Origin of the sequence: Cupriavidus lacunae (genome assembly GCF_003353055.1) — a bacterium.
Classification (GTDB): domain Bacteria; phylum Pseudomonadota; class Gammaproteobacteria; order Burkholderiales; family Burkholderiaceae; genus Cupriavidus; species Cupriavidus lacunae.
Map to the genome: position 1 here is coordinate 51,435 of NZ_QKWJ01000039.1, position 11,307 is coordinate 62,741.

At 66.5% G+C, this 11,307-nt stretch carries 10 protein-coding genes and 1 pseudogene; 9 read left to right on the top strand and 2 right to left on the bottom strand.

The annotated features are described in order from the left end of the window. Positions 1–166: 166 nt before the first annotated feature. The gene (locus DN412_RS25525) at positions 167–1,543 is read left to right on the top strand and encodes an alginate export family protein (protein ID WP_244222782.1); all 1,377 of its coding nucleotides are present in this window, start codon (positions 167–169) and stop codon (positions 1,541–1,543) included. A gap of 50 nt (positions 1,544–1,593) precedes the next feature. Beyond that, positions 1,594–1,689, top strand: a pseudogene (locus tag DN412_RS46235) (dioxygenase family protein); the annotation flags it as partial. Between the two features lie 105 nt (positions 1,690–1,794). Here the strand turns inward: DN412_RS46235 and DN412_RS25535 are convergent. Next, positions 1,795–2,445 (bottom strand): recombinase family protein, encoded by a 651-nt coding sequence (locus DN412_RS25535; protein ID WP_115214137.1) that lies wholly within the window; start codon positions 2,443–2,445, stop codon positions 1,795–1,797. Positions 2,446–2,788: 343 nt separating this feature from the next. Here DN412_RS25535 and DN412_RS25540 point away from each other — a divergent pair, with 343 nt between their 5' ends. Together DN412_RS25540 and fdxA are read left to right on the top strand one after the other, a co-directional pair. Then, positions 2,789–3,256 carry a hemerythrin domain-containing protein gene (locus DN412_RS25540; RefSeq protein WP_115214127.1) on the top strand — a complete coding sequence of 156 codons (468 nt, stop codon included), beginning with the start codon at positions 2,789–2,791 and terminating at the stop codon, positions 3,254–3,256. A 134-nt stretch (positions 3,257–3,390) separates the two neighbouring features. Then, positions 3,391–3,720 carry a ferredoxin FdxA gene (gene fdxA / locus DN412_RS25545; protein WP_115214128.1) on the top strand — a complete coding sequence of 110 codons (330 nt, stop codon included), beginning with the start codon at positions 3,391–3,393 and terminating at the stop codon, positions 3,718–3,720. Here fdxA and DN412_RS25550 read toward each other — a convergent pair. Continuing rightward, positions 3,717–4,817, bottom strand: a complete 1,101-nt coding sequence (locus DN412_RS25550; protein ID WP_115214129.1) for a substrate-binding domain-containing protein — start codon at positions 4,815–4,817, stop codon at positions 3,717–3,719. The genes fdxA and DN412_RS25550 overlap by 4 nt on opposite strands. A 149-nt stretch (positions 4,818–4,966) precedes the next feature. On the opposite strand from DN412_RS25550, the gene DN412_RS25555 reads away from it, so the two are divergent. Genes DN412_RS25555 through DN412_RS25575 form a run of 5 tightly spaced genes read left to right on the top strand, consistent with a single transcriptional unit; the run spans position 4,967 to position 11,077 of the window. Beyond that, on the top strand, positions 4,967–5,497 hold the full coding sequence (locus tag DN412_RS25555; protein WP_115214130.1) for a formate dehydrogenase subunit gamma: 531 nt from the start codon (positions 4,967–4,969) through the stop codon (positions 5,495–5,497). Beyond that, a complete protein-coding gene (locus DN412_RS25560) occupies positions 5,494–7,056 on the top strand; it encodes a formate dehydrogenase beta subunit (protein WP_115214131.1) in 1,563 nt (520 codons plus the stop codon). Before DN412_RS25555 ends, DN412_RS25560 begins: the two co-directional genes overlap by 4 nt. Before the next feature lie 38 nt (positions 7,057–7,094). Continuing rightward, complete coding sequence (fdhF, locus tag DN412_RS25565; protein WP_115214132.1) at positions 7,095–9,974, top strand: formate dehydrogenase subunit alpha; 2,880 nt, start codon at positions 7,095–7,097, stop codon at positions 9,972–9,974. Positions 9,975–9,989: 15 nt separating this feature from the next. Beyond that, positions 9,990–10,856 carry a formate dehydrogenase accessory sulfurtransferase FdhD gene (gene fdhD / locus DN412_RS25570; protein ID WP_115214133.1) on the top strand — a complete coding sequence of 289 codons (867 nt, stop codon included), beginning with the start codon at positions 9,990–9,992 and terminating at the stop codon, positions 10,854–10,856. After that, entirely contained in the window at positions 10,853–11,077 is a 225-nt protein-coding gene (locus tag DN412_RS25575) for a formate dehydrogenase subunit delta (RefSeq protein WP_115214134.1), read from the top strand. The genes fdhD and DN412_RS25575 overlap by 4 nt, the downstream gene beginning before the upstream one ends. The last annotated feature ends 230 nt before the right edge of the window (positions 11,078–11,307 follow it).

An 11,307-nucleotide genomic window follows, 5' to 3' on the forward strand; every position in this document is an offset into this window, starting at 1 on the left:
TTTCCGGGGCGTTCTCCAGCGCTCCGTGCTCCTCGTGTACTTTGCATGCCGGCCATTCCCCACAGCCAGGTGACCGATGGCCAGATGGAAGGCATGTTCTCCTTGCAGCGCCGCCGGTGCATGTCTTGCGCGTCATGCATGGGCTTGTCTGCATGGCATCGCCTTGATGCTGCTTGCCGCCGCAGGCTGCGCCATGGCGCAGCCGCTGCCGCCCGTGCCGGGCGTGCCGCCCCCGTTCAAGCTGCTGCGCTATGACGAGGACTACCGCTATCTGCGTGATCCGGCCATGCGCGCGGATTTCTGGGACCCGGTCAAGTATGTGCCGCTGGGCAGCGCTGGCTGGTTCCTCAGCTTCGGTGGAGAGGTCCGCGAGCGTTTCGAGGACTACTCCGCCAGCAATTTCGGCGTGCCCGGTCCGCGTGGCGACGGGTACCTGTTGCATCGTGCGCTGCTGCATGCCGACCTGCATGCCGGTGAATCCCTGCGGGCGTTCGTGCAGCTGGGCAACCAGGTGGCCATGGGCAAGGACGTCACCACTCCGCCTTACGTGGACCAGCTCGACTTGCAGCAGGCATTCGTCGACCTGCGCGTGCCGCTGCCCGCGCCCGCGCAGGACCCGGTGCTGGTGCGCGTGGGGCGCCAGGAAATGGCGTTCGGCGCGCAGCGCCTGGTCTCGATCCGCGATGCCCCGAACGTGCGCCGCGCTTTCGATGGCGTGAGGCTTGGTACAAGCCTGGGCGGCGTGCGCATGGATGCCTTTGCCACGCGTCCCGTGCTGCTCAAGGACGGCAGCTTCGACGACCGGCCCAACCAGGCACAGGGCTTCTGGGGCATCTATGGGACCTTGCCGGCCACCTTCCTGCCGGCGACTTCCGCCGATCTCTACTACCTCGGCTTCGAGAATGACCGTGCGCTGTTCAGCGATGGCAGCGGTGCGGAGCGGCGGCATTCGGTCGGGGGCCGCCTGTTCGGCCGCCGCGGCCGCTGGGACTGGGACTGGGAGGCGCTGTTCCAGTTCGGCAGCCTGGCCGCGCAACAGATCCGCGCCTGGGGCTTTTCGACCGATACCGGCTACACCTTCGCTGCGTCCGCGTGGCGGCCGCGCGCAGGCATCAAGGCCACCATGGGCAGTGGTGACCGCAATCCGCACGACGGCACCATCGGCACCTACAACGGCCTGTTTCCCAAACTGGCCTACTTCAACCAGGCCGGCCTGATCGGCGCCTCCAACGTGCTGGATCTGCAGCCGTCGCTGATGCTGGTTACTGTGGCTGGCGTCAAGGTGACCTTCGCCTGCGACCTGATCTGGCGGGCCACCACGCACGATGCGGTTTATACCTCGGTAGGCATTCCCGTTCCCGGCACCGCGGGCCGCTCCGGCCAGTACAGCAGCAGCCAGTTCTCCGTGGATCTCGCATGGCTGGCGAGCCGGCACGTGCTGGTCAATGGTGGCGCGGTGTACGTCGACGAGAGCCGCACGCTGAGGGCCGTCGGCGGCCACAACACCCTCTTCCTCTATCTGGCGCTCGGCTATACGTTCTGACGCGGCGCGGTGCTTTCTGGTTCGACAGCGTCAAGCCGTCCGGCTACGGCATACCCACCGACGGGCCATGCGGTGAACGGCTCAGGCTGCACGGACGCCACCATATGCGGCCGGCGCACCTGCACTTCATCGTGATCGCGCCGGGGCACAAGGTGCTGGCCACGCAGATCTTCGATGCACTGGATCTCTATGCCTGCAGCGATGCGGCCTTTGGCGCGGTGTTGGCACGGCGCGCCGCGCTGCTGTCGGCCTCATTCTGTGGCCGCTTCGGTCGCGGATTCTTCAGCGTCGGTCAAGTAGGCGGAGGCCGCATGAGGCTCGGCGACCGGCTCGGCGGCGCGGATGCGCAGCACGGTTTGGCGCGACGTGTTGAAGCGCCTTGCGGTCTCGCTCACCGAATAGCCTGCGGCCAGCGCGCTCAGGATGGCATTGCGCTGTTCGGGCGTGTGCTTGGGCGGTCGGCCCACCTGGCGCCCCATGGCCTTGGCCGCAGCGAGGCTCTCGCGCACGCGCACGCTGCGGGTGGCGCCCTCCAGCGCGGCGACCGCGCGCAGCACCTCGAACGCCTCAGGCGGCGTCGGGCCGGCCAGGTCGTCACGAGACAGCTGCTCGCAATACAGCGCCACGCCCAGCAGGCGGAAACGCCGGATAGTGGCCAACACCTCGGGCACGCTCCAGCCCAGGCTGCACAGCCGCAGCGACACGACCGCGTCGCCCGGCTGCACCTGCTGCTGCAGCGCGCGCAGGCGCGGGCGCTGCAGCGCGGGCACCGACGCGGGCTCTTCTTCGCAGAAGGCATGGCGCAAGTCCACGCCGAAACCGGCCTTGTTTGCGGTCTGCAGTTCGTCGATCACAGCCGGGTGGCCATCGGCACAATTGGAGTAGAGGAATGTGGTCGTCATGGTAGTCATTGACGACGCGCGTGCGCCGTACGGTATCGGTTGCTTTTCAGACAGGGATCTCTCTGTCCGTCTTACTGCGCCAGCCCGCAACTTTCGTGCCGCGCCTGCCCGCAGCACGGCGTGGCTGGGGAAGGCCGCAGATGCGCGGTATGCAGGCGATAGCCACCGTGGCCGGCCGACGCGGCGCCGCGGGCACAATTACAAGGCTTCGCGCAGGAATTGCAATGACTGGCAGGGTTCGCAGCCAGCGCTGGCGCCGCCGCGCTGGCGCGGCGCGGGCACGGAATCTGCCTCCTCTGCGGGGCAAAGCCGGAGTGCCGGCTGATTCCACCAGGAGGAAACCGTGGACAAGTCGAAGATCCCCGCAGACCAGGCCGAGGCCCTCGGTGCCTTGATGGACGACCATCGCGCAGTCAAGAAGCAGTTCAAGGCGTTCAAGGACACCGAGGATCGGGACGAGAAGGAAGCGATCGCGCTGGACGTGTGCCACCAGCTCACGGTGCATGCCACCATCGAGGAAGAGATCTTCTATCCGGCGCTGCGCGGCGTCAGCGACGAGATCGACGACATGCTGGATGAGGCCCAGGTCGAGCACCAGGTGGCGAAGGACCTGATCGCGACGATCGAGGACGATCCGGCTGGCGACATGCTCGAGGCCAACTACACGGTGCTGTCGGAGTACGTCTCCCACCATATCGAGGAGGAGGAAGGCGAGCTGTTCAAGAACGTGATCAAGGAAAAGGTCAATCTGCGCGACGTGGCGCAGACCATGGCAGCGCGCAAGGAAGAACTGATGCGCGAAATGGCCTGACGCGGCGCCGCGCGGGCCGGGCCAGGCGTCGGCCCTTCAGCGGATTTGACGGAGTCGCACAACGCGGCGCGTCCCGCGCTCACGAACGGGGCGTTACGATGACGGGTCATTACCTGCCGTACCGCAACTGCCCCATGACCTTTGTCGTGACGGATGCCTGCATCCAGTGCCGCCATACCGATTGCGTTGAAGTCTGCCCGATGTCGTGCTTCCACGAAGGGCCCAACTTCCTCGCCATCGATCCTGACCAGTGCATCGACTGCTCGATGTGCGTACCGCTATGCCCCGTCGGTGCCATCTACTCGGAGCAAGACCTGCCGGAGGATAAGCGCCACTTCATCGCGCTCAATGCCGAACTGGCGCGGCGCTCGGACTGGCTGCCGCTGTTGAAAGCGAAGGGGCCGATCCCCGGCCACGAGCAGTGGGCCTACCATCCTGACCGCTTGTCATTGCTCAAGCGCTAGCGCTGTGGCGTGGCGCCGTAGTCCGGGAAGGCTTCCTTCAAGGTCAGCACGGTGCCGGTCAGCGTGCCGTCATAGCCGGGCAGCGCATTGACGCGCTGGCGGAAGGCCTCGCTGGTGAGCGCGTCCACCGCGCCGGCCAGTGCCGCGCTGCGCAGCTTCGCCCGCTCGATCGCAAAGAAATAGCGCTCCTTGATCACGGGCACGAACTCCAGCCCGAATCGCCGCGCTGCCGTTTCCACACCAAGGCCCACGTCGGCCATGCCGCTGCCGATATACGCGGCCACCGCGGCGTGGGTGAACTCGCCGTTGCTGTAGCCCTCGATGCGCGCCGTGTCGATGCCGCGCGCGGCCAGCATCAGGTCCAGCAGCAGCCGCGTGCCCGAGCCCACCTGCCGGTTGACGAAGCGCACCTCGCGCCGCGTCAGGTCCTCCAGCGTGCGGATGCCGAGCGGGTTGCCCGGCCGCACGAACAGGCCCTGGCTGCGCACCGCCAGATGCACCAGGCAGTGGGTGTCGGGCTTGAGCCAGGTGGTGAAGTGCCGCCACATGCCGTGCTCGAACTCGCCCACCGGCACATGGAAGCCGGCGATATCGCACGCGCCTTCGGCCAGTGCCGCCACCGCCTCGACGCTGCCGCAGTACTTCATGTCATGGCGCACCTGGTGCTCGTCCAGGTAGTCGCGCAGCGCCGCCACCGCGAAGCCATGGCTGGCATGCAGGCGCGCCGTGGCTTCGGGCTGCTCCATCAGCTTCTTCAGCTCGATCTCCAGCTCGGACGCCAGGCTGTCCAGCGTCGGCGACAGCCGCGCGCCGATGCGCTTGCTGGCCCACACCAGCTGCTGCGCCAGCGGCGTCAGCGCGCTGCCGCGCCCGCGCGTCTTGTCGATCAGCGGGCCGCCGAACAGGGCCTCGGCATCGCGCAGGATGCCCCAGGCGTAGCGGTAGGACAGCGATACCGCCTGTGCCGACTGGCTGATGCTGCCGGATTCCTCGATATGGCCAAGCAGGGCCACCAGCCGGGACACGTCCAGCGCTTCCCCTCCGGGGCTGGCGTCGTCCCGGATCTGCAGGTGCGGGTGGATCGAAATGCGGATCATATGTAGAAAATAGCTTATTGAAGGGGCGCTGTCACTCTCATATAGTCCTTCAAACGGGAAAAGCGGCGACGTCAATGCCCGTAAATAGGAAAAAAATAGCATATAAGAGGCCGCACTGCCGGTCTGTGCGACGCCTCACAGGAGACGCTATGCCAGAACTTGCCCCCCACGCGCCGCCGGCATCCGCCGATGCCACGCGCATCGCCGCCATCGTGGCGGCACGCCAGGATATGCCGGGAGCTTTGCTGCCGATCCTGCATGAGATCCAGGACACACAGGGCTATATCCCCGACGCCGCCGTGCCCGTGATCGCCCGCGCGCTGAACCTGTCGCGCGCCGAGGTGCATGGCGTGATCACCTTCTACCACCACTTCCGCCAGCAGCCGGCCGGGCGCCATGTGGTGCAGGTCTGCCGCGCCGAAGCCTGCCAGTCGGTCGGCGCCGAAGCGCTGGCCGAACATGCCAAGCGCGCCCTCGGCTGCGGCTTCCATGAAACCAGCGCGGACGGGCAGGTGACGCTGGAGCCGGTTTATTGCCTGGGCCAGTGCGCCTGCGGCCCGGCGGTGATGGTCGGCGAGCAACTGCACGGCTATGTCGACGCGAAGCGCTTCGACGCGCTGGTGGGATCGCTGCGCGCGGTTTCGACGGAAGGCACGGCAGCGGCGGAGGCACAGGCATGATCACGATCACCACCATCTTCGTGCCGCGCGATTCCACCGCGCTGGCGCTGGGCGCGGATGAAGTCGCCCGCGCCATCGCGAGCGAGGCCGCTGCGCGCGGCGAGCATGTGCGCATCGTGCGCAACGGCTCGCGCGGCATGTTCTGGCTGGAGCCGCTGGTTGAGGTGCAGACCGGAAGCGGCCGCGTGGCCTACGGCCCGGTCAGCGCCGCAGACGTGCCGGCGCTGTTCGACGCTGGCCTGTTGCAAGGCGGCGATCACGCGCTGTCGCAGGGCCTGACCGAAGAGATCCCTTTCCTGAAGCAGCAGGAGCGCCTGACTTTCGCGCGCGTCGGCATCACCGATCCGCTGTCGCTGGACGACTACCGTGCGCATGAGGGCTTCGCCGGCCTGGAGCGGGCGCTGTCGATGCAGCCCGCCGAGATCGTGCAGGAGGTCACCGATTCCGGCCTGCGCGGCCGCGGCGGCGCGGCGTTCCCGACCGGCATCAAGTGGAAGACCGTGCTGGGCGCGCAATCCGCGGTCAAGTACATCGTCTGCAATGCCGACGAAGGCGACTCGGGCACGTTCTCCGACCGCATGGTGATGGAAGACGATCCGTTCATGCTGATCGAAGGCATGACCATTGCCGGCCTGGCGGTGGGCGCGGAGCAGGGCTACATCTACTGCCGTTCCGAGTACCCGCACGCGATTGCCGTGCTGGAAAGCGCGATCGGCATCGCCAACGCGGCGGGCTGGCTTGGCGACGATATCCGCGGCAGCGGCAAGCGCTTCCACCTGGAAGTGCGCAAGGGCGCCGGCGCCTATGTCTGCGGCGAGGAAACCGCGCTGCTGGAAAGCCTGGAAGGCCGGCGCGGCGTGGTGCGCGCCAAGCCGCCGCTGCCCGCGCTGCAGGGGCTGTTCGGCAAGCCCACGGTGATCAACAACGTGATTTCGCTGGCCACCGTGCCGGTGATTCTTGCGCGCGGCGCGCAGTATTACCGCGACTACGGCATGGGCCGTTCGCGCGGCACGCTGCCGTTCCAGCTGGCCGGCAACATCAAGCGGGGCGGGCTGGTGGAGAAGGCGTTCGGCGTCACGCTGCGCGAGCTGCTGGTCGACTACGGCGGCGGCACGCGCAGCGGCCGCGCCATCCGCGCGGTGCAGGTGGGCGGGCCGTTGGGCGCCTACCTGCCGGAGTCGCGCTTCGATGTGCCGCTGGACTATGAGGCCTATGCCGCGTTCGGCGGCGTGGTGGGTCATGGCGGCATCGTGGTGTTCGACGAAACCGTCGATATGGCAAAGCAGGCCCGCTATGCGATGGAGTTCTGCGCGATCGAATCGTGCGGCAAGTGCACGCCATGCCGGATCGGCTCGACCCGCGGCGTCGAAGTGATGGACCGCATCATTGCCGGCGAGCAGCCGGTCAAGCACGTCGCGCTGGTGCGCGACTTGTGCGACACCATGCTCAGCGGCTCGCTGTGCGCGATGGGCGGCATGACGCCGTACCCGGTGCTGTCCGCGCTGAATGAATTCCCCGAGGACTTCGGCCTCGCATCCAATCCGGCCAAGGCCGCCTGAACGCCAGGTCCAGCAAGAGACACGGGAGACAAACCACCATGAACGCCCGCAACGAGATCGATTTCGGCACCCCCGCCAGCGAATCCACTGAACTGGTCACCCTGGAGGTCGATGGCGTCAGCGTCACCGTGCCCGCCGGCACCTCGGTGATGCGCGCCGCGATGGAAGCGCAGATTGCCGTCCCCAAGCTGTGCGCCACCGACAGCCTCGAAGCCTTCGGCTCCTGCCGCCTGTGCCTGGTCGAGATCGAAGGGCGCCGCGGTTATCCGGCATCGTGCACCACGCCGGTAGAAGCCGGCATGAAGGTCAAGACCCAGAGCGACAAGCTGGCCGATTTGCGCCGCGGCGTGATGGAGCTGTATATCTCCGACCACCCGCTCGATTGCCTGACCTGCCCAACCAACGGCAACTGCGAGCTGCAGGACATGGCTGGCGTGGTCGGTCTGCGTGAAGTGCGCTACAACGACGGCGGCCCGGAATCCGCGCCGATCGCGACGCACACGCAGATGAAGAAGGACGAGTCCAATCCTTACTTCACTTACGACCCCTCCAAGTGCATCGTCTGCAACCGCTGCGTGCGCGCCTGCGAGGAAACGCAGGGCACCTTCGCGCTGACCATCAGCGGCCGCGGCTTTGAGTCGCGCGTGTCGCCGGGCACCAGTCAGTCGTTCATGGAATCGGACTGCGTCTCGTGCGGCGCGTGCGTGCAGGCCTGCCCGACCGCGACGCTGACCGAGACCTCCGTCATCAAGCTGGGCCAGCCCTCGCACAGCACCGTGACCACCTGCGCTTATTGCGGCGTGGGCTGTTCGTTCAAGGCCGAGATGAAGGGCAATGAAGTGGTGCGCATGGTGCCGTACAAGGACGGCAAGGCCAACGAAGGCCATGCCTGCGTCAAGGGCCGCTTTGCCTGGGGCTATGCGACGCACAAGGACCGCATCCTCAAGCCGATGATCCGGGCGAAGATCACCGATCCCTGGCGCGAAGTGTCGTGGGAAGAAGCGATCGATTACGCTGCGTCGGAGTTCAAGCGCATCCAGGCGAAGCATGGCAAGGACTCCATCGGCGGCATCGTCTCGTCGCGCTGCACCAATGAAGAGGGCTATCTGGTCCAGAAGCTGGTTCGCGCCGCCTTCGGCAATAACAACGTCGACACCTGCGCGCGCGTGTGCCACTCGCCGACCGGCTACGGCCTGAAGCAGACCCTGGGCGAATCGGCCGGCACGCAGACCTTCAAGTCGGTGGAGAAGGCCGACGTGATCATGGTCATCGGCGCCAACCCGACCGATGGCCATCCAGTGTTTGCCTCGCGCATGAAGAAGCGCCTGCGCGCCGGCGCAAAGCTGATCGTGGTCGATCCGCGCCGCATCGACCTGGTGGACTCGCCGCATATCCGCGCCGACTATCACTTGCAGCTGCGCCCGGGCACCAACGTTGCGCTGGTGACCTCGCTGGCCCACGTGATCGTCACCGAAGGCCTGCTCAATGAAGCATTTATCGCCGAGCGCTGCGAGGACCGTGCCTTCCAGCAATGGCGCGATTTCGTTGCGCTGCCGGAGAACTCGCCGGAGGCCATGGAAAGCGTCACCGGCATTCCGGCTGACCAGTTGCGCGGTGCCGCGCGCCTGTACGCCACTGGTGGCAACGCTGCGATCTACTACGGCCTGGGCGTGACCGAGCATGCGCAAGGCTCCACCACCGTGATGGGCATTGCCAACCTGGCCATGGCCACCGGCAATATCGGCCGCGAAGGCGTGGGCGTGAACCCGTTGCGCGGGCAGAACAATGTGCAGGGCTCATGCGATATCGGTTCGTTCCCGCATGAACTGCCGGGCTATCGCCACGTATCGGACTCGACCACGCGCGGCCTGTTCGAAGCCGCGTGGAACGTCGAGATCAGCCCCGAGCCGGGCCTGCGTATCCCGAACATGTTCGAAGCCGCGCTGGCCGGCAGCTTCAAGGGCCTGTACTGCCAGGGCGAGGACATCGTCCAGTCCGACCCGAACACGCAGCACGTATCGGAAGCGCTGTCGTCGATGGAATGCATCGTGGTGCAGGACATCTTCCTGAACGAGACCGCCAAGTACGCGCACGTGTTCCTGCCAGGCTCGTCGTTCCTGGAAAAGGATGGTACCTTCACCAACGCCGAGCGCCGCATCTCGCGCGTGCGCAAGGTGATGCCGCCCAAGGCGCGCTATGCCGACTGGGAAGCCACCATCCTGCTGGCCAATGCGCTGGGCTATCCGATGGACTACAAGCATCCGTCCGAGATCATGGATGAGATCGCGCGCCTGACGCCCACGTTCTCGGGCGTCAGCTACAAGCGCCTGGACGAGCTGGGCAGCATCCAGTGGCCGTGCAATGCCGACGCGCCGGAAGGCACGCCGACCATGCATATCGACGCCTTCGTGCGCGGCAAGGGCAAGTTCATCATCACCAAGTACGTGCCGACCACGGAGAAGATCACGCGCGCCTTCCCGCTGATCCTGACCACAGGGCGCATCCTGTCGCAGTACAACGTCGGCGCGCAGACGCGCCGGACCGACAACGTCTACTGGCACGCCGAGGACCGGCTGGAGATCCATCCGCACGATGCCGAAGAGCGCGGCGTCAAGGATGGTGACTGGGTCGGCGTGCAGAGCCGGGCAGGGGAGACAGTGCTGCGCGCGATCGTCAGCGAGCGCATGCAGCCGGGCGTGGTCTACACCACCTTCCACTTCCCGGAGTCCGGCGCCAACGTGATCACCACTGACAACTCCGATTGGGCCACCAACTGCCCGGAGTACAAGGTGACCGCGGTGCAGGTGCTGCCGGTGGCGCAGCCGTCGGCGTGGCAGCGGGAGTACCAGGAGTTCAACACCCAGCAGCTGCAACTGCTGGAAGCCGCCAGCGCCGACCCGGCGCAGGCCGCGGGCTGAGCGGAGGACCACGCCATGATGCGCTGCATGCAGTCATCGGAAGTCGTTCCGGCCGCGGCGGAAGACGCCGTGCCCGCCACCCACAGCACCTTCGCCGTCAGCCGCTGGCGTAGCGGCGAGCTGATGCTGAGCCCCGATGAAGTGGCCGAGGAAGTGCCGGTCGCGCTGGTGTACAACGGCATCTCGCACGCGGTGATGCTGGCCACGCCGGCCGACCTGGAAGACTTTGCACTCGGGTTCAGCCTGAGCGAAGGCATCGTCGCTCGTGCCAGCGACGTCTACGGCATCGACATCGACATGCGTGAGCATGGCATCGCGGTGCAGCTGGAGATTGCGTCGGAAGCCTTCATGCGGCTCAAGGACCGGCGCCGCTCGCTGGCCGGGCGCACCGGCTGCGGGCTGTGCGGCACCGAATCGCTGGAGCAGGTGATGCGCCTGCCGGCACCGGTGCAGAGTGATGCCAGCTTCCATACCGACGTGATCCAGGCCGCCTTCGTGCAACTGCAACTGCGACAGGAGTTGCAACAACACACCGGTGCCACCCACGCTGCCGCATGGCTGCGATCCGACGGCCATGTATCACTGGTGCGTGAGGACGTGGGCCGCCACAACGCGCTGGACAAGCTGGCAGGCGCGCTTGCCAGCAGTGGCGAGGATATTTCCAGCGGCGCGGTGCTGGTGACCAGCCGCGCCAGCTATGAAATGGTGCTGAAGACCGCCGCCATCGGTGCCGGCGTTCTGGCTGCAGTGTCCGCGCCGACCGCGCTGGCCGTGCGGCTTGCCGAACAGGCCAACATCACCCTGGCCGGCTTCGTGCGCGCCGGCGCGCACGTGGTCTACGCCCATCCCCAACGTTTGCAGCACGAAGCGAGTCTGGCATGAAGATCGACAACCTCATCACCATGGCCAACCAGATCGGCAGCTTCTTCGAGGCGATGCCGGATCGTGAGGAGGCGGTTTCGGATATTGCCGGGCATATCAAGCGGTTTTGGGAGCCGCGGATGCGGCGGGCTTTGCTGGGGCATGTGGATGCTGATGCCGGGAGCGGGTTGCTGGATATCGTGCGCGACGCGCTGGGGCGGCATCGGGGGATGTTGGAGTAGGGGGGTAGGGGGGTAGGGGGTGGGCGCTTGGTGGCATGCGGTTGGATTGTGGTGCTTGGCGGGCGGGGGCTGTTTCGCCGGCAGTAGCCGGCAAATCAGCCCCACGCCGGACGTGTCAGGAATTTTGTGTGCTGAGGTCGGTTAAAGTTAAACGGATCTCAGCGTAGGGCGTTGGTGAAGCGGTCGCCAAAGAGGATGGCGAACTGGTTGGCCGCTTGCTTCCAGGTGAT